We start from the raw sequence: 18,372 nt of genomic DNA, 5'->3' as shown, positions 1-18,372 counted from the left end.
AGACCACTTTCAGTCTTATCGCTCCGGCTACCACGAAGTCGCGCCTTCGCTGGATGGTCTATTTGAGAAAGCGCATTTCATCCCAGATAATTATATATGTTGAATCTGGTATATATACTGAGCGAAGGCGCCTTAACAGGGGTAGCCGAAGCCATAAGACTGGCGGCGAAGCTGCTTGGCTTAGGGCGGGAGGCATCCCCGAGCGTCGCAGCGGTTCAATGGAATTCTTTATTTCAATTTATATAGTATCAACTAGTAATCACAGTATAATCTCGGCATATACATCTCAAAATCATATTTTCCTCGATAATGAACACCCTAGCGCAGGCATCCCCAAAGCGCCAAGCGTTCTACAATCCACGCCCCGAATTTCATTGAGGCTTGAACAACTTCTATGAACTTTTTCTTATCCTTTTTCAGAAGTCCTGCTATACCGCCTTACCTGCAAATATACGTAAGACAAGAGTATCTATTTGTTTTTTTCTTGAAAATAAATTATCATAGAGTTAACTAAGGATTTTACCACTATAGGAGGTGTACACTTTGTTCTCCCCCTCATTTGGGTTCGGAACAAAGTAATTATTTGGATATTGCCATACGATTGACAGCATTTGCTGTCTTGATCGCTCTCACCGCATTTTTTGTTGCGAGTGAATTTGCAATTGTGAAGATTAGATCAACACGGATTGACCAACTGGTTGCGGAGGGTAACCAGCGTGCCGTAATTGCGAGAAAGGTAATTAGTAATCTGGACGAATATTTGTCCGCTTGCCAATTGGGGATTACGATAACTGCTCTCGGACTCGGGATGCTCGGGGAACCAACTGTAAAACTAATGTTAAAACCGATTTTCTCTTATTTCGATTTAACAGCTAGTACTTCCAGTATTCTTTCATTCATTATCGCATTCACATCGGTAACATTTTTGCATGTTGTTATAGGTGAATTGGCTCCTAAAACGATCGCGATTCAAAAAGCGGAAGCCATTACATTGTTATTTGCAAAACCGCTTATTTTATTTTATCGCCTCATGTACCCTGTTATTAAAGGTATGAATGGTTCTGCACGTTTCTTCGTTGGACTGCTTGGCTATAAATCGATTTCTGAATCAGAAGTCGCTCATACAGAAGAAGAACTTCGAATGATTTTATCAGATAGTTTAAAAAGCGGCGAGATTAACCAAGCCGAATATAAATATGTCAATAAGATTTTCGAATTTGATGACCGGATTGCCAATGAAATCATGGCCCCTCGGACAGAAATGATATCAATCGAAAAAGATATGACATTACGTGAAGTATTCGATGTGATGGGTGTTGAACAATATACACGCTACCCTGTCACGGATGGCGATAAAGACCATATTATTGGTCTGGTCAACATGAAAAACCTATTGACAGCATTCATTAAGGAACCAGACACAGCTGGCCATCAACCAATTGTTAATTATATGCAACCGATTATACATGTCATCGAATCGATACCAATCGCCGACCTTCTACTCAAAATCCAACGAGAACGCATTCATATGGCGATTCTAATGGATGAATATGGTGGAACTTCAGGCCTTGTAACTATCGAAGATATTTTAGAAGAAATCGTCGGTGATATTCAAGACGAATTCGATATGAATGAAGTACCAGAAATTCAAATTCTCGGGGAAAACCATTACATTTTAGACGCGAAGATGCGCATCGAAAATGTAAATGACATTCTCGGTATTTCCATTAACGAAGAGGACATCGATACAATCGGCGGCTGGATCATGACCCAACGCTTCGAAGCAATCCAAGGTGAAAAAATTATTGAACAAGGGTTTGAATTCATGGTGAAAGATGTGGATGGTCATCATATTCTCTACCTAGAAGTCATCAAATATGAACAGGACTCCACTGACAGCACTTCAGAATTGTCAATGGAATCCTAACTAAAAGCGTCTTCCCTATGGAGGACGCTTTTTTTGTCCGATACGATACGCTCCCACCTTCTCAGCTATATTTCAAATGACCTGAAAAGTCTGTATTGACTTTCTTCTTGCGTCTTGTTATTATTAATTCAACTTACAGAAAGCAGGTGAAGTTTTATGGCTATTATCATTGTACCTATTGCTAATTTGATCGGACCCATACTTTCACCTGCCGTGCTTTTATAATAAGCATGCTTATTCTGTTATGCGCGTGAAAGCCGTGGTGTCCGATCAAAGGACCCACGGCTTTTTTATTGTCTAGCTACAGGCGCCTTGCGCTTTTCTAGTACGCACATAACAGGAGGAATATAAATTGATTAATTTAAACGAGTACGGTTGGAATTTATCCCATGAAACGAACTGGGATGATATAAAAGACGGATTAAAAATGAAAAAATGTACGCCTGGGCGTGTCACACTCGAGCATAAAAGAATGTATCGGGTTGTCACAGCTGAAGGTGAATGGCTATCTGTCTGTTCGGGTGCGATGCAGTACGAAGCCGATGAGCGACGAGACTTTCCAGCTGTCGGTGATTGGGTCGCAGTGGAAAAAATGCCTGGTGAAGAACGTGGTATTATCCATGACATATTACCGAGAACATCTCTGTTCTCCAGAAAATCCGCTGGCACAATGATTTCCGAACAAATTATCGCAGTAAATATCGATATCGTTTTCTTGGTCATGTCGATGAATAAAGACTTTAATGCTAGACGACTCGAGCGTTATCTGGTTGCCGCCTATGATTCAGGCGCAAGTCCCGTCGTCGTATTAACAAAGAAAGACGTATGTGATGACCCTTCCCACTACATTGAAGAAGCACGGAATATAGCTATGGGCGCTGATGTTTTCGCCGTGAGCAATGTTACCGGTGAAGGAATTGACGAATTGACCGCACTGTTAGATGGTGGAAAAACAGCGGCCTTATTAGGTTCTTCAGGTGTAGGGAAATCCTCTCTTACAAACGCCATTTACGGCGGTGAAACGATGTTCGTTCAAGATATCCGTGATGATGACGATAAGGGCCGGCATACGACGACCCATCGTGAACTCGTTAAGATTCCTGGCGGCGGTGTATTGATTGATACGCCAGGGATGAGAGAGTTTCAGCTGTGGGACAACAGCGAGAGCCTGGATTCAGGTTTTAAAGACGTGGAAGCATTCACCAATTCATGCAAGTTCAATGACTGTCAGCATAACAATGAACCCGGATGTGCAGTACAGGAAGCACTTGCTACAGGTGCTTTACCTGAAGACCGCTATGCGAGCTATCTGAAACTCCAAAAAGAGTTGGCATTCCTTGAACGAAAAATGGATGCCGCCGCTCGATCCGAAGAACGGAATAAGTGGAAAAAGATAACAAAAAGTATGCGCAATCATCCTTCGAAGAAGAAATAAGTAAAGAGTCACTATATGAGAAGGGCTGATCTGTTAGTCGATAAATTATCGACTAACAAGAACAGCCCTTTTTTTGATATGTATATTGATTGTTATCACCGCGTTGATTTGCTTTATCACCGTCATCGGGAGGTTTATCACCGCCATGGACCTGTTTATCACCGTCTTAAACGAGTTTATCACCACCATCGAATTCCTAGTAAGTCGGAAACTACTTTTTGCGTTACAAAAAAACAGCCACGTACACCGGGTTTACCGGTATGCATGGCATTTTTGCTTTCAATCCTTTTTATACTCGATATGGTACACATCATGACGACGATCTTTTAGTTGCTTCACGGTACCGTCCTGACGCTGGCGACGTAATATCTCGAGGTCGACGTCTCCAATAAGTACCATTTCTAAATTTGCATTCGTTTCTCCTACGATGCCATCCCGAGCAAACTCGAAATCGGATGGAGCGAATATAGCTGATTGTGCATATTGGATATCCATATTTGCCGTCTGTGGCAAGTTTCCGACCGTGCCAGAAATAACAGTGTAAATCTGATTTTCAATCGCTCGGGCTTGGGCACAATAACGGACGCGCAGATACCCTTGTCTATCTTCTGTACAAAATGGTGTGAAGATAATATTGGCACCCATATCTGTTGCAATACGTGCCAATTCGGGGAATTCAATATCATAACAAATTTGGATGGCGATTTTCCCGCAGTCTGTATCGAAGACGCGAACCGCATCTCCTGCACTAATTCCCCACCATTTTCGTTCATTTGGCGTAATGTGAATCTTATATTGTTTTTCGATTGACCCATCACGACGGAACAAATACGAAATATTGTAGATTTCTTCATCCTCTTCCTCGACAAAGTGAGATCCACCAATGATATTCACGTTATAACGGACTGCAAGATTCATGAACATCTCAATATATTGCGGCGTATATTCAGTCATTTTACGTACTGCTTGGCTCGGCGATATTTCATCCATAAATGACATAAGCTGAGTCGTGAATATTTCCGGGAAGACGACGAAATCGGAGTTGGCATCAGACGCGACGTCAACGAAGTATTCACACTGATGAGCCATGTCGTCGAATGATGAAATCTTGCGCATCAAGTATTGGACAACGCAAATACGTACTGGATAACTTGTCTTGAAATGACGCTTCGTCAGCGGTTTATAATCAACGTTATTCCATTCCATAAGTGTTGCATATTTCTTCGATGCTTTATCGTCCGGTAGATAGTTTGGATTAACCCTCATCAACGTAAAGTCATTCATCAGTTGGAACGTCAGTACAGGATCATAGATTTTATGGCGCGACACAGAATCTACATATTCACGCGGCGACATTTCTTCGGCAAATTTATGGTAGTTCGGGATCCGACCACCTAGGATAATCGACTTCAAATTGAGCTCTCTCGCAAGTTCTTTACGTGCTTCATACAAACGCTGTCCGACCTTCATACGGCGGTAGCCAGGATGCACCATAACTTCGATGCCGTACATATTATAACCGTCGGGATTATGGTTTGTTATGTACCCTTCATCAGTGACATCATCCCATGTATGGCGGTCGTCATACTCATCGAAATTGATGATTAGACTAGAGCATGAACCGATGATTTCCCCATCCAATTCAGCAACCATCTGTCCTTCCGGAAAATTTTCTAAATGACTCTTTAGATGCCCCTCTTCCCACGGTTCCATACCAGGGAAACATAATTCCTGCATACTTAAAAGCCTCGTTATATCCTCAAATTTCATCTGACGAATAACCATACTTATTTCAAACTCAGACAAATCAAATTCTTCACTCATCCGAAACACCTCTTCCCAACCTGTATCTCTCCATTATACCGCAGTTGCCCCTACAGTTAATAATGTTTTACTTGTTTAATACGACACCCTATAATCAAATGTGTATGTAGTTTACCAAGCAGGAGATGATTGTATGCAAAAACGACTAGAAAACAGTCTCATTGTTATTTGGACAGTTTCATTTGTCGCAACGCTCGGTTCGTTATACTTTTCGGAAGTACGCGGATATGAGCCCTGTACGCTCTGTTGGTACCAGCGGATTCTGATGTATCCAATCGTACTCATTTCAGGTGTCGCCCTGTTCCAAAAAAACGCACGAATTGCCTTGACTCTAGCTGTTTTCTCGATTGTTGGTGGAAGTATCTCCCTCTATCATTATGGAATTCAAAAGCTGACTTTTTTGGGCAATAGTGCACCTACTTGTGGAAACGTGTCTTGTACAGGACAATACATCAACTATCTCGGATTCATCACCATTCCATTCTTGGCGCTTTTGGCATTTTTAATCATCTTTATTACAAGCCTTTTCATGATGAAATGGCAGAAGGAGTCGAAGTAACTTGAAAAAATTATTAATCATTGGCGGTGCTATTGTCGCGGTCTTCATCCTCATTGTCGTATTATCGAACAAAGCGGACCAAGCAAAAATGAAAGACAATCCATATGGAACGGATAATCTTGAAAAACCAACAATCGATTTGATCGGCAATGAAAACTACAGCAACATCGTCTTGCCAGATACTCTGTTCAAAAAAATCGAGGCCGGTGAATCAGTAACGGCCTATTATTTCCACCCTGAATGTCAATTTTGCATGGAAATGACACCTGTTTTGATGCCAATTGCAAAAGAGTTGGATGTCAACGTACTGCAATATAACATGATGGAATTTGGTGATAAAGCCGGAATGGATACAGACTATAAAATTGAACGTTGGCCAGCCCTCGTCCACTACAAAGATGGTAAAGAAGTCGGACGTATGCTCGGTGCACAACCCGAGGAAAATATCCGTGCATTTTTCAATGAATTCGAAGGCAAATAATATGGAACGAAGTCTAAGTTCGCTGCGTCCTGCGGCAACTAGGAGGGATGAAGTACAATCCCTCACGCTTCATGACCTACATCCTGTAGGCCCACGACTGGAAGGAATGATTTAAATGGCTTTATTTCATTATAAAACACAAGAAGACAATATGACGGTTGAATACTTGCTCAAAGATAAATGGCAAGGCGGTAAAAAGACGGTCCACCTTATGCGTATGGCCAAGAGTGTACTAGATTCGAACGGCGAACCCGTAGACGACTGGCGCTTACCTCTCGCGAAAGGTACAGAATTGGTGTTTACTTTCCCTGATGCAGCTTCCACGTATATTGCTGATGAACAAGTTGAACTTACCGTACTTTTTGAAGACGAGCATATCCTGGCAGCTGTTAAACCTGCTGGTATGACAACACATCCCGATGGTCCAAGGGACAAAGGTACACTGATGAATGCTGTCATGGCATATGTTAAAAACAATGGCGGGGATTATGCCGAGCATATCCATCGTCTTGATAAAGGAACTTCCGGTGTTGTTCTCGTTGCGAAGCATCCAATTGCGAAGGCACTCTTCGACCGTATGATTGAGAATAATGACATCTCACGGAAATACACTGCAGAAGTTGACGGTTACTTGAAACGACCTAAAGGTTCCATTAGACTTCCGATTGGAAAAGACCGCCATCATCCAGCCAAACGAATTGTTTCAATGTCTGGACAAGCCGCTGTTACAAACTTCCGGCTTATTGAACGTAAAGAAGAGACGTCCATCGTAGAAGCTGATCTTGAAACAGGTCGGACACACCAAATCCGCGTACATTTATCACATATTGGATACCCAGTTACAGGCGATACACTATATGACGGCAGTGAAACGGAAGACGGTCATTATCGGTTAACTGCAACTGCGTTATCGTTCATCCATCCATTTACAGAAGAACAGACGCTTATTGAAATGAAAAATATCTAAAAAATGCCATGGAGAGTATTTCTCCATGGCATTTTTTTAATAAATTGCACTTAGTTTGTGACATCCTCAGAACGCGGCATTTTTAGTCTAGGTACTCCTAAGTTCGCTCCTACTGAATCAAATTAAAACGCTAGTTGACGGATTCCATTCTCAAGACGCTCATCAACTTCTTTTGCATCTTCAATATGTTCCACAATTAGATTATGTGCTTGTGAGAATAAACTTTTCGCACCGTGAAGTTCATGTTTCACTTCTTCGGACAGTTTTTTCTGTTCTTCAATCATTTCTTGAATAGCACCAATGTCACCTTGGCTTACCTCAATCGTGCTTAGGATGCTTTCAATTTTTAATGCAGTTGCCAAACTTACTTCGACTCCTTTTTCAACGAGCTCAGCACTTTTCCTTGTAGCGGCAAGCGCTTGCTCGATTTCATTGCGAAGTGAAGAAGTTAATGTTTGGATGTTTGCCGTACTATCCGACGTGCTTTCTGCAAGTTTCCTTACTTCTTGGGCAACGACCGCGAACCCTTTTCCGGATTCTCCAGCCCGTGCCGCCTCGATTGACGCATTCAATGCAAGCAAATTTGTCTGCGCTGCAATATCTTCAATGACGCCGACAATTGACTGTATCTCAACTGATCTAGCGCTTAAGTTCGTCATGTTCTGTTCGGAAGCTTGAATTTGGATTCCCAAATCTTTGATTACATCGGCTGTCGCCTTTACCTCTTTCGTTCCTTCTGATGCTTCTTTAACCATGCTATGAGATTGTTCTTCAAGTGAACGACCTTTTTCAAACAAGTCCTGTGACTTTTCCGAAGTTCTTTCGCTTAGTTCACCTACGTTTTCAAACCTTGTCTCAATCTGACTAACTGCTTCACCTAATACGTTATGTTGCGCGTTTACTTTTTCATGCTGATTAACAGCAGCATTCAGCTCGCTTTTTAAGTCAGTTAAACGTCCTTGATCCTGTTGTTCTTTATCTGAATACGCCAACTTCAAACGGTCAATTTCTAGTTGAAGACGATCATCCTCGATACCCTTTTTCTTGCTTCTGAACATGGTAATCAATTCCTCCTACACCCTTTTTTTTATCATACCATAAAATACCTCATTTTGAATGTAGTATTTGTGCTAAAAGTTGCAATACTATGAATAGCATTAAGACTTATGACACATATCAGGCACGCTAATGAAATTAGTATGAATCCGGATTGGTTCCCGTCCGCTCATCGCGATTAAGTGCGTTAATCGATGCCATTTCTTCAGATGACAGTTCAAAATCGGCAACTTCATTATTTTCACTTATACGTTCAGGTGTCACCGACTTTGGAATAACGATGAGATTATTTTGCAAATGCCATCTGATAATAACTTGCGCAGGTGTTTTACCGTACTGTTCGCCGATAGTAAGAAGCGTTGGTTCTGCAAGTAGCTTCCCACGTGCAAGCGGTGACCAAGACGTCACAGCAATTCCATTCTCTTCGCAAAACGCACGGAGCGGTTCCTGTGTTAGATACGGATGGAGTTCAATCTGGTTCACCATTGGCGCAACATTTGCTTTTACAAGGATTTTTTCAAGATGATGGGCATGATGATTGGAGACACCTGTTGTACGGATCAGTTTTTCGTCATACAACCGTTCAATCGCTTTATAAGTGTCGACATATTTTTCTGACACAGGCCAATGTGTCAAATATAGATCCAAATAATCTAAGCCTAGTTTCTTCAATGAAGTCTCGAATGCGCGGAGTGTCCCGTCATAGCCCTGATCAGTATTCCATACCTTCGATGTGATGAACAGCTCTTCCCTTGGAACACCAGAGTGACGGATCGCTTCCCCCGTTTCCCTTTCATTCTCATAGATTGCCGCTGTGTCAATTGCGCGATATCCTGTTTCTAGTGCGTATGTAATTGCTTCGACAGTCTGACCCGGATCCGTCATCTTATAGACGCCAAGTCCTAATTGTGGCATTTTCACACCATTTGCTAGCTCAAGTGTTCCGTTGAATCGTTTTGTCATTTGAATTTCCCCTTTCGAAACTTATTCTTTAATTGTACAAGCGGCATTCGAATATTACGAATTACCTGATTGCATTTCAGAGTTGAATTTTAACGTAAAAACGAATATTATTGTAAATGTACTTCATTTCGTTCGTATTCTGAAAGGAGATTTACATTGTTTCATTTAAAAAAACATAATACCACTGTGAAAACGGAAGTATTGGCAGGAATGACAACTTTTTTGACAATGGCCTATATTGTCATCGTCAATCCGATTATTCTCGCTGACGCCGGCGTACCATTCGAGCAAGTATTCATTGCGACAATTATCGCTGCGGTTATCGGTACACTTTGGATGGCACTTTTCGCCAATTATCCAATTGCAATTGCACCAGGAATGGGATTGAATGCTTATTTTACATCGGTTGTTCTCGCATCTGATGGTCAACTCGACTACATGACTGCTTTTTCTGCAGTATTCATAGCTGGATTAATATTTGTTCTGTTGTCCTTGACTTCTTTCCGTGAAAAATTAATTGAATCAATTCCTGAGAGTCTGAAGCTCGGGATTACAGCTGGGATAGGGTTATTCATCGCCTTTATCGGCTTGCGTCTTTCTGGACTCGTCGCTCCACATGAGGCGAACCTTGTTAAGCTTGGCGACCTTACGTCTCCGCCCGTTCTACTCGCTTTGTTCGGCCTTCTCGTGACGGTTATTCTTATGACTTTGAATATCTATGGTTCGATTTTCATTGGAATGGTTCTAACCGGAATTGTCGCAGTCTTTACGGGTCAGCTCAAATTTGAAGGTGCCTTATGGAAAATGCCTAAATTGCCGGAAGGGATTCTTGTTTGGAATCCGATTACTGCATTCGGTGACGTCATTTCACATGGTTTGTATGGGGTGGTTTTTGCCTTTCTCATCGTTACCTTGTTCGATACCACCGGCACGATGATTGGCGTTGCAAAACAGGCTGGCCTTATGAAAGGCAATAAGCTGCCACGTGCACGTCATGCATTACTTGCAGATTCTGTTGCAACAACATTCGGATCGATGTTCGGTACGAGCCCAACAACGGCGTACATCGAATCTTCATCTGGTGTTGCAGTAGGTGGCCGGACAGGATTGACATCACTGACTGTCTCTATCCTCTTCCTTGTCGCGGCATTTTTCGGTCCACTCGTCAGTACATTGTCTGGTGTATCTGCAATCACAGCTCCTGCTTTGATTATCGTCGGAAGCTTGATGATTGGTGCAGTGAAAGATATTGATTGGGATTCATTCGATGAAGCATTCCCAGCCTTCCTCGTTATTCTAACAATGCCACTCACTTCGAGCATTGCGACAGGAATCGCTCTTGGTTTCATCACATACCCGCTATTGAAAGTTGTGAAAGGGAAAGGAAAACAAGTTCCTATCCTGTTATATATTTTCGCGGTACTGTTCACCTATCAGCTGCTCTATTTACCACATTAAAAAATACCCTTCCGTTAGTATTCGGAAGGGTATTTTTTACATATTGATTTAGCGTCTAGAAGTGATAGCCGACATTACGAGCGCTCCTGCAGTTAGTAGGTGCATGAACCAGCCAATGAACGGAATAGCACTCACTATGCTCGTTACGAGACCTAGGATGGGTGCTGCCTTACCCTGCATGTCCCGAATTGAAAGCAGTAACGTAATTGCATGTAAAACGAACATGACACCCAGCACTGAATATCCGGAGCTTATAACAAAAACTCCTCCAATGATTGGAATTGCAAGAAAACCTTCTGCAATTGCCGTGATCCATTTCATTCCTGTCGAGTAATTTTTCATACTATATTCTACCTCCATATTATTTAAATCGTTATGTTATATACGGACAAGCCGACAAAAAGTTTCATTTTTCTTGGCTCTGTCACAATTTTTCCTGACGGTCGTTTCAATTCCATTTAAAATAGGGTATACTTAACGAAGCTACTAATGAATTTACAGGAGGTACCTATCATGACAGTAATTCTAATTATAGGTGTTTGCTTTGCATTCCTATCTGCAATTTTCACAGGCGGATACGATGATAAACCGGGCAAGGTTAAGATACCTGGCCTAAAAAAATAACAATAAGTAAAACGGGACATGCCTTCAGGCTGCCCCGTTTTTTTTATACCAATCCTGGATAAGATTGTTGCCTAAGCGCTTCATATATAAGTATCGCCGCCGTGTTCGATAAATTAAGCGACCGAATGTTGTCGTTCATCGGGATTCGTAGACACCGTTCTTTATTCTCCTCTAAAATTTCTTCAGGAAGTCCGCTCGTCTCTTTACCGAAGACGAAAAATATATCTGTTGCACCATCAGAATAATCGAATGCAGTATGAGTCCTTTCACCGTGTTTTGTCAAAAAGTAAAAAACAGCATCGGGATTCGCCGCGAATAGCTCACGAATTCCTTCATGATATGTAATATCGACGTGCTCCCAGTAATCGAGCCCCGCACGTTTCAACATTTTGTCGTCCGTCGAAAACCCAAGCGGTTTCACAAGATGAAGTTTCGCTCCTGTTCCTGCGCATGTCCTTGCAATATTCCCTGTGTTTGCAGGGATTTGTGGTTCAAATAACGCTACGTGTATGGCCATCTCAGTGATTCCTCCAATTAAACTTTTTTACTATAGATACGTTGAAATATAGAACCCCATTGATTTTTTTCTGCTCCCCCTTGTAAGAAGCCTTCGTTTAGTTTATATAGGCATTCATTTCTTCAGTATATAAGTATCCGCTGCCTTTTCTAATTCAGCACGCACTTCCGGATCTTCCTCTTTCGATAATGCTTCCTTAATCGCTACATATCCTTCTTCCAAACCAATTCGACCAAGTGCCCATGCAATCGTACCACGAATGACGGGTCTCGGATCGTTCTCTAACATACTGATCAATTCTGGTACCGCAGACTCCTCCTTGAAATGTGCGAGTGCAATAATTGCATTTCGCTGAATCGGATTTTTTCCGCGCCAAGATCCTGATACATGTCCAAATTTCTCTTTAAATTCTCGATTCGACAGCCTAAGCACTGGTTGAAGAAGCGGCTTCGCCAGTTCAGGGTCTGCTTGGAATGCTTGCTGATGCAAATTATGCTTTCCTTTATTTTTCGGACATACCGTTTGACATGTATCACACCCGTATATCCGATTACCAAACTCCGCACGAAATTCTTCCGGAATTGGCTTTTTCGACTGTGTAAGGAAAGCAATACAACGCTGCGCATTTAATTGGCCTCCCTGAATCAATGCACCAGTTGGACATACGTCAAGACAAAGTGTGCAATCCCCACATTCATCTTCCATTGGAACGTCCGGCGCAAAAGGGATATTGGTAATCATTTCACCCAGGTACACATACGAACCGAATTCCGGCGTAATTATTGAACAGTTTTTTGCCGACCAGCCAATCCCCGCCCGTTCTGCAACAGCGCGGTCTGCAAGCTCACCCGTATCTACCATCGAGCGAACCTTTGCTTTAGGTGCATGTTCTAGTATAAATTCCTCAAGCAGTCTCAGCTTTTCACGAAGGACTGTATGATAATCTGTTCCCCATGATGCACGGCAAAAAATACCCCGGCGCTCGCCTTTTTTTCCTCTCGGAGAATCTGCCATTTTGGATGGATAAGCTACAGCAATTGCAATAATGCTTTCTGCTTGATCAAGCAAAAGAGCAGGTTCTGTCCGTTTATCTAAATCCTTTTCTTCAAAACCCGACTGATAGCCTAGTTCTTGCTGCCGCTTCAAGCGGTTTTTCAACTCACGAAATGGTGCAGCTGTTGTAAAACCAATTTTGTCGATGCCGATTGACTCCGCATAGTCCCTCACTGACTGTTGCAACTGAACAGCATTCACACTGTATCGCCTCCACTATGCTACTATTGAATTAAACTATATAAAGGGTGAAGTCATTGATTATTGAAATGGATATGAAGCTTTTAGGTGCCGTACCCGGATTAAAATTGGGCATTAATCATTATACCAAAATTACAGTGTCAGAATCGCCTCAAATGCTAAAAGGAAAATTGCAATTATTCCAAGAGCAACTTTTCTTTGAGCTGGAGAACAAGTCCGTCCCCGAATTCCCTGGCATTAAAGAATGGCGTACTGTGTGGAAAGCACTTGGCGCAGACTCTAATCGATACCGTCATTCTACAGAAGCACTTATGCGCCGGATTAAGAAGCAAAACTACATCGATCCATTCCACAATGCTGTCGACTTGAATAACTTCTTTTCCTTGCAGCACGAAATTCCAGTAGGCATCTATGACCTCGAAAAAATTGTCGGCGATATAATCGTTACTTCAGGGACAGAAGAGGATGGATATGATGGATTGAATGGTCGTTTTAATTCATTACAAAACATTCTACTGTTAAAAGATGATTATAGCCCATTCGGTAGTCCATATGTCGATTCTATACGCAGCGCTGTAACAGAAGATACGACAGACGCGTTACATATCTTCTTCCTACGCCCGTCCATGGATGCTACTGAAGCGTTTGAACTGACAACAGCATGTGGGAACATGTTTACTAGTCTTAGTGGTGGAGATGTTCGTTCATATGTTTTGCACGAGGGACAAACTTCCATTATAGTTGACTGACAATGTTTCTAAATGGGGGGAATGAACAAGTGAGCAACATAACACTCGCTGAAGCTGTAAAATTAAAAAGTGTTTTAACAAAACGAATTCATGAGCTTGAAGATGAAATGAGACGCGTAGCCTTTACGAATGTAGAAAAAGGCAACACCCCTGATCAAGGACCACGTAGCCTTAAAATCGTAGAAACAGAATTGGATGAAGTCCGTTTAGATAGTCGAGTGCTCGACCGTCTCATGTATCGTGCCAATATCGATAATGAAATCGAGTTCCAAGGGCAACAACTTGCGATTGTCGAAGCGATTGAACTTGCCATACAATTGCGTGCAAAAGCCCGCTTTTACAAAGAACTCTCTATGGCAGAAAAAGAAGAGATTCAATACGGCTACTCTGAAGGTACGGTCGTATACCGTGTTGCTTTATTCGTTCCTGAGGATTATCGGGTGAAATCATTGCAAGCAGAAAAGGATGCACATAAGTTATCTAATTCTATTAATGCAAAAAACTATTCGATTGTCTTGAAATTTGATGATACGAAGTACTTTTAATGCCCTTGGAAAGGTGAGACTCCTCTCCAGGGCATAGAGTAGGGATCAATCCAATTTAAATTGCAGGCAAACCAATAACCTGTCACCATTTACTTTGTGACCAATCCCCAATGACCAACCAAGGCAATTGCAATGGACAACCCAAACTAGTGTCATCGGATCCCCTCTATGAAAATCGCTCCTTACGCTTCGGCGGTAAGGAGCGATTTTGTTTACTACCCATTTTTGAACCGCTGTGTTTTCTCACCATCTATTAGTAACGTCCAGGTTCCACTCTCTAGAAAACTTGTGCCACCAAGTTTATCAAGTCGACTTTTCCTGATGAAATGCATCTTACTCATTTTCTGCAATATGCTTCAGAGCTCTTGCTCGACTCACAATAAAGTTTCTCATATAGCTTTCCAAAAACAACTTATCCGCAATAACACCAATCACTCCACAGGGTGATCTATATTGAAATCTGTCAATCATCAGAGTACCATTATCCTTCTCAATAAACTGATGAATATGGTGAAAAGAGTGGAATGCTCCTTTCACCATTATGTCTTCAAACATATACGGTCTATCCATCACCGTTACTTTGGCAGTTAGTCTTTGTCTTATACCGAAATGAACGGCCTCCCATGTAACAATATCCCCGGCCAGCAATAAACCTGTTGTCACCCCACCGACAGCCTTCTCTTTCGTCCCCTCTGTTGTACGGGTATGAATATCCACGTCTCGTGCAAGATCAAAGCAACGTTCTACCGAGGCTTGAATGAACTCCTGGTGTTCAATTAATGGCATAATGTTTCCCCTACTCTCTATTCTTTTATCTAAATATATATTGAAATAAAGAATTAAATTACATTGAATTCTTTAAAGTGCTAGGGGTAGCCAAAGCCCACGTTCGCTCAGTTAAGTCAACTTATATAGTAGAAATTAAACACAAAAAAACACAACCGAAGTTGTGTTTTTCATCTGATACCCGAGGCCGGACTTGAACCGGCACGCCTTACGGCATCGCATTTTGAGTGCGACGTGTCTGCCATTCCACCACTCGGGCATAACACTATTTAGTTTACGAACAACGATACATAAGAAAATTGGAGGCGGCAACCGGAATCGAACCGGTGGTAAGGGTGTTGCAGACCCATGCCTTACCGCTTGGCTATGCCGCCGTAGATGATGGAGCGGAAGACGGGATTCGAACCCGCGACCCCGACCTTGGCAAGGTCGTATTCTACCACTGAACTACTTCCGCGAAACTGGGGTAGCTGGATTCGAACCAACGAGTGACGGAGTCAAAGTCCGTTGCCTTACCGCTTGGCTATACCCCAAAAAGATAAATGGGGCGACTGAAGGGAATCGAACCCTCGAGTGTCGGAACCACAATCCGATGTGTTAACCACTTCACCACAATCGCCATGATATCTAGTTTGTTTTAATTGAATATAAAATGGGGCGACTGAAGGGAATCGAACCCTCGAATGTCGGAACCACAATCCGATGTGTTAACCACTTCACCACAATCGCCATGATATATAAGTTTGTTTTAATTGGATAGATAAATGGGGCGACTGAAGGGAATCGAACCCTCGAGTGTCGGAACCACAATCCGATGTGTTAACCACTTCACCACAATCGCCATAATATTAGATTATACTAAAAAAAATGGCAGGGGCAGTAGGAATCGAACCCACATCAAAGGTTTTGGAGACCTCTATTCTACCGTTAAACTATGCCCCTAAAACTGGTGGTGGGGGGCGGATTCGAACCGCCGAACCCGTAGGGAGCGGATTTACAGTCCGCCGCGTTTAGCCACTTCGCTACCCCACCATATAGGTGTAAATGGTGCCGGAGAAAGGACTTGAACCCTCAACCTACTGATTACAAGTCAGTTGCTCTACCAGTTGAGCTACTCCGGCACAAATATTAAAATGGTGGCTCAGGACGGAATCGAACCGCCGACACAAGGATTTTCAGTCCTTTGCTCTACCGACTGAGCTACTGAGCCACATATTTGGTTTACATTAAGATATTAGCTTATTCTAAACCTTATAAGAAAAATAAAAATGGCGGTCCCGACCGGGATCGAACCGGCGATCTCCTGCGTGACAGGCAGGCATGTTAACCGCTACACCACGGGACCATTTGGTTGCGGGGGCAGGATTTGAACCTGCGACCTTCGGGTTATGAGCCCGACGAGATACCACTTCTCCACCCCGCGACAACAATATAATGTATTCATTTGATAAAGAGCTAATCATTTACATGTCAGCTATATGATCTGCTGTATCATGATAAAATTTGGTTGCGGGGGCAGGATTTGAACCTGCGACCTTCGGGTTATGAGCCCGACGAGATACCACTTCTCCACCCCGCGACAATAGTATTTATATAATTAAATATATGTAAGTTTCTTTAAGCGGTGAATCTGCTTAAAAAACTTAATGGTGGAGGATGACGGGCTCGAACCGCCGACCCCCTGCTTGTAAGGCAGGTGCTCTCCCAGCTGAGCTAATCCTCCTGGGTAAAATTGCGATAAGCGGCGCATCTCTTTGTCAGCTTCATTCGCTCAGTCAGTCACGTACTAATGTACGCTCCTTCCTTCTCCCGATTTTAACGAGAGTGTGCTATGCTCGAATTACTGAATTAAAGTCTACGTGCTTAATGATGAATTTCTAAAAAGTTATGGTGACCCCTACGGGATTCGAACCCGTGATACCGCCGTGAAAGGGCGGTGTCTTAACCGCTTGACCAAGGGGCCTTAATTTATCATTTATATGAATCTGGCGGAGAGCAAGGGATTTGAACCCTTGAAACAGCGTTAGCCGCTTACATGATTTCCAATCATGCTCCTTCGGCCACTCGGACAGCTCTCCTAAATGGCTCCGCAGGTAGGACTCGAACCTACGACCGATCGGTTAACAGCCGATTGCTCTACCACTGAGCTACTGCGGAATAATATTAAGAACATACATTAAGTATCTTCTTTTGGACTAACAGACCAGCGACGTCCTACTCTCACAGGGGGAAACCCCCAACTACCATCGGCGCTGAAGAGCTTAACTTCCGTGTTCGGTATGGGAACGGGTGTGACCTCTTCGCAATCGTCACTGAACTATTTTCCACAAGACAAGATTAATTATATCACACCTTGTTGTTACTTGCAAGCGTTTTTACAAAATAATTAATTTTGTTCGCTCAAAACTGAATAAAACAGACATTGTGCTACACAGAATCAGGGTAATCAAGCCCTTTTCAAAATTGGTTAAGTCCTCGATCGATTAGTATCCGTCAGCTCCACACGTCGCCGTGCTTCCACCCCAGACCTATCAACCTCATCTTCTTTGAGGGATCTTACTTACTTGCGTAATGGGAAATCTCATCTCGAGGGGGGCTTCATGCTTAGATGCTTTCAGCATTTATCCCGTCCATACATAGCTACCCAGCGATGCCTTTGGCAAGACAACTGGTACACCAGAGGTATGTCCATCCCGGTCCTCTCGTACTAAGGACAGCTCCTCTCAAATTTCCTGCGCCCGCGACGGATAGGGACCGAACTGTCTCACGACGTTCTGAACCCAGCTCGCGTACCGCTTTAATGGGCGAACAGCCCAACCCTTGGGACCGACTACAGCCCCAGGATGCGATGAGCCGACATCGAGGTGCCAAACCTCCCCGTCGATGTGGACTCTTGGGGGAGATAAGCCTGTTATCCCCGGGGTAGCTTTTATCCGTTGAGCGATGGCCCTTCCATGCGGAACCACCGGATCACTAAGCCCGTCTTTCGACCCTGCTCGACTTGTAGGTCTCGCAGTCAAGCTCCCTTATGCCTTTGCACTCTACGAATGATGTCCAACCATTCTGAGGGAACCTTTGGGCGCCTCCGTTACTCTTTAGGAGGCGACCGCCCCAGTCAAACTGCCCGCCTGACACTGTCTCCTGCCCCGATAAGGGGCATGGGTTAGAAGTCCAATACAGCCAGGGTAGTATCCCACCAACGCCTCATCCGAAGCTAGCGCTCCGGA

At 43.1% G+C, this 18,372-nt stretch carries 15 protein-coding genes, 18 tRNA genes and 2 rRNA genes (1 of these 35 cut by a window edge); 8 read left to right on the top strand and 27 right to left on the bottom strand.

All coding sequences use genetic code 11. The annotated features are described in order from the left end of the window. Positions 1-601 precede the first annotated feature (601 nt). The gene (locus tag MKX62_RS11500; protein WP_067213830.1) at positions 602-1,927 is read left to right on the top strand and encodes a hemolysin family protein; all 1,326 of its coding nucleotides are present in this window, start codon (positions 602-604) and stop codon (positions 1,925-1,927) included. Positions 1,928-2,282: 355 nt separating this feature from the next. Further along, entirely contained in the window at positions 2,283-3,362 is a 1,080-nt protein-coding gene (rsgA, locus tag MKX62_RS11495; protein ID WP_370569991.1) for a ribosome small subunit-dependent GTPase A, read from the top strand. A gap of 279 nt (positions 3,363-3,641) precedes the next feature. Here the strand turns inward: rsgA and MKX62_RS11490 are convergent, their stop codons facing one another. Beyond that, positions 3,642-5,186: a bifunctional GNAT family N-acetyltransferase/carbon-nitrogen hydrolase family protein gene (locus MKX62_RS11490; protein WP_067205879.1), complete on the bottom strand. Its 1,545-nt coding sequence runs from the start codon at positions 5,184-5,186 to the stop codon at positions 3,642-3,644. Between the two features lie 133 nt (positions 5,187-5,319). Between MKX62_RS11490 and MKX62_RS11485 the strand changes: the two genes are divergently transcribed. The 3 genes from MKX62_RS11485 (at position 5,320) to MKX62_RS11475 (ending at position 7,193) form a co-directional block, all read left to right on the top strand. After that, positions 5,320-5,745 carry a disulfide oxidoreductase gene (locus tag MKX62_RS11485; protein WP_340741431.1) on the top strand — a complete coding sequence of 142 codons (426 nt, stop codon included), beginning with the start codon at positions 5,320-5,322 and terminating at the stop codon, positions 5,743-5,745. A gap of 1 nt (position 5,746) precedes the next feature. Next, positions 5,747-6,226 (top strand): thioredoxin family protein, encoded by a 480-nt coding sequence (locus MKX62_RS11480; protein WP_340741430.1) that lies wholly within the window; start codon positions 5,747-5,749, stop codon positions 6,224-6,226. 115 nt (positions 6,227-6,341) lie between these two features. Beyond that, complete coding sequence (locus tag MKX62_RS11475; protein ID WP_067205872.1) at positions 6,342-7,193, top strand: RluA family pseudouridine synthase; 852 nt, start codon at positions 6,342-6,344, stop codon at positions 7,191-7,193. A 122-nt stretch (positions 7,194-7,315) separates the two neighbouring features. Here the strand turns inward: MKX62_RS11475 and MKX62_RS11470 are convergent, their stop codons facing one another. Both MKX62_RS11470 and MKX62_RS11465 read right to left on the bottom strand, forming a co-directional pair. Then, a complete protein-coding gene (locus MKX62_RS11470; protein WP_067205870.1) occupies positions 7,316-8,251 on the bottom strand; it encodes a methyl-accepting chemotaxis protein in 936 nt (311 codons plus the stop codon). 136 nt (positions 8,252-8,387) lie between these two features. Beyond that, positions 8,388-9,212 carry an aldo/keto reductase gene (locus MKX62_RS11465; protein ID WP_340741429.1) on the bottom strand — a complete coding sequence of 275 codons (825 nt, stop codon included), beginning with the start codon at positions 9,210-9,212 and terminating at the stop codon, positions 8,388-8,390. Between the two features lie 156 nt (positions 9,213-9,368). Between MKX62_RS11465 and MKX62_RS11460 the strand changes: the two genes are divergently transcribed. Further along, on the top strand, positions 9,369-10,670 hold the full coding sequence (locus MKX62_RS11460) for an NCS2 family permease (RefSeq protein WP_340741428.1): 1,302 nt from the start codon (positions 9,369-9,371) through the stop codon (positions 10,668-10,670). A gap of 48 nt (positions 10,671-10,718) precedes the next feature. Here the strand turns inward: MKX62_RS11460 and MKX62_RS11455 are convergent, their stop codons facing one another. From MKX62_RS11455 to queG, 3 genes are all read right to left on the bottom strand, one after another. After that, positions 10,719-11,012 carry a hypothetical protein gene (locus tag MKX62_RS11455; protein WP_067205862.1) on the bottom strand — a complete coding sequence of 98 codons (294 nt, stop codon included), beginning with the start codon at positions 11,010-11,012 and terminating at the stop codon, positions 10,719-10,721. A gap of 325 nt (positions 11,013-11,337) precedes the next feature. Beyond that, positions 11,338-11,811, bottom strand: coding sequence for a tRNA (uridine(34)/cytosine(34)/5-carboxymethylaminomethyluridine(34)-2'-O)-methyltransferase TrmL (gene trmL, locus MKX62_RS11450; RefSeq protein WP_067205859.1), 474 nt, complete (start codon positions 11,809-11,811; stop codon positions 11,338-11,340). Between the two features lie 114 nt (positions 11,812-11,925). Beyond that, positions 11,926-13,065, bottom strand: a complete 1,140-nt coding sequence (gene queG, locus MKX62_RS11445) for a tRNA epoxyqueuosine(34) reductase QueG (RefSeq protein ID WP_338653566.1) — start codon at positions 13,063-13,065, stop codon at positions 11,926-11,928. Positions 13,066-13,121: 56 nt separating this feature from the next. On the opposite strand from queG, the gene MKX62_RS11440 reads away from it, so the two are divergent. Beyond that, a complete protein-coding gene (locus MKX62_RS11440) occupies positions 13,122-13,814 on the top strand; it encodes a B3/B4 domain-containing protein (RefSeq protein WP_422397615.1) in 693 nt (230 codons plus the stop codon). 29 nt (positions 13,815-13,843) lie between these two features. Next, positions 13,844-14,359: a hypothetical protein gene (locus MKX62_RS11435; protein ID WP_338653568.1), complete on the top strand. Its 516-nt coding sequence runs from the start codon at positions 13,844-13,846 to the stop codon at positions 14,357-14,359. A gap of 333 nt (positions 14,360-14,692) precedes the next feature. Here the strand turns inward: MKX62_RS11435 and MKX62_RS11430 are convergent, their stop codons facing one another. The 21 genes from MKX62_RS11430 to MKX62_RS11330 form a co-directional block, all read right to left on the bottom strand. After that, positions 14,693-15,145, bottom strand: coding sequence for an SRPBCC family protein (locus MKX62_RS11430; protein ID WP_338653570.1), 453 nt, complete (start codon positions 15,143-15,145; stop codon positions 14,693-14,695). A 178-nt stretch (positions 15,146-15,323) separates the two neighbouring features. Then, positions 15,324-15,404 (bottom strand) — tRNA-Leu (locus MKX62_RS11425). A gap of 41 nt (positions 15,405-15,445) precedes the next feature. Next, positions 15,446-15,519, bottom strand: a tRNA-Cys gene (locus MKX62_RS11420). 8 nt (positions 15,520-15,527) lie between these two features. Beyond that, positions 15,528-15,602: transfer RNA gene (locus MKX62_RS11415), tRNA-Gly, on the bottom strand. A gap of 4 nt (positions 15,603-15,606) precedes the next feature. Continuing rightward, positions 15,607-15,678 (bottom strand) — tRNA-Gln (locus MKX62_RS11410). A gap of 10 nt (positions 15,679-15,688) precedes the next feature. After that, positions 15,689-15,764 (bottom strand) — tRNA-His (locus MKX62_RS11405). Between the two features lie 34 nt (positions 15,765-15,798). Next, positions 15,799-15,874: transfer RNA gene (locus tag MKX62_RS11400), tRNA-His, on the bottom strand. Between the two features lie 36 nt (positions 15,875-15,910). Further along, positions 15,911-15,986 (bottom strand) — tRNA-His (locus tag MKX62_RS11395). Between the two features lie 27 nt (positions 15,987-16,013). Next, positions 16,014-16,087 (bottom strand) — tRNA-Trp (locus MKX62_RS11390). A 5-nt stretch (positions 16,088-16,092) separates the two neighbouring features. Further along, positions 16,093-16,177, bottom strand: a tRNA-Tyr gene (locus tag MKX62_RS11385). Positions 16,178-16,190: 13 nt separating this feature from the next. After that, positions 16,191-16,266, bottom strand: a tRNA-Thr gene (locus MKX62_RS11380). Positions 16,267-16,279: 13 nt separating this feature from the next. Beyond that, positions 16,280-16,355 (bottom strand) — tRNA-Phe (locus MKX62_RS11375). Positions 16,356-16,414: 59 nt separating this feature from the next. After that, positions 16,415-16,490 (bottom strand) — tRNA-Asp (locus MKX62_RS11370). Positions 16,491-16,493: 3 nt separating this feature from the next. Further along, positions 16,494-16,568: transfer RNA gene (locus tag MKX62_RS11365), tRNA-Met, on the bottom strand. An 81-nt stretch (positions 16,569-16,649) separates the two neighbouring features. Then, a tRNA-Met gene (locus MKX62_RS11360) sits at positions 16,650-16,724 on the bottom strand. 68 nt (positions 16,725-16,792) lie between these two features. Continuing rightward, positions 16,793-16,868 (bottom strand) — tRNA-Val (locus MKX62_RS11355). Between the two features lie 165 nt (positions 16,869-17,033). After that, positions 17,034-17,108, bottom strand: a tRNA-Glu gene (locus MKX62_RS11350). 23 nt (positions 17,109-17,131) lie between these two features. Beyond that, positions 17,132-17,223, bottom strand: a tRNA-Ser gene (locus tag MKX62_RS11345). A 4-nt stretch (positions 17,224-17,227) separates the two neighbouring features. Then, positions 17,228-17,302, bottom strand: a tRNA-Asn gene (locus MKX62_RS11340). 44 nt (positions 17,303-17,346) lie between these two features. Further along, positions 17,347-17,462: ribosomal RNA gene (gene rrf, locus MKX62_RS11335) — 5S ribosomal RNA — on the bottom strand. A 146-nt stretch (positions 17,463-17,608) separates the two neighbouring features. Beyond that, positions 17,609-18,372 (bottom strand): 23S ribosomal RNA (locus MKX62_RS11330); it runs 2,168 nt beyond the window's last position.

Source organism: Sporosarcina sp. FSL K6-5500 (assembly GCF_038005665.1).
In the GTDB taxonomy this organism is placed as follows: Bacteria; Bacillota; Bacilli; order Bacillales_A; family Planococcaceae; genus Sporosarcina; species Sporosarcina psychrophila.
This window is presented reverse-complemented; position numbering and strand designations above follow the sequence as displayed.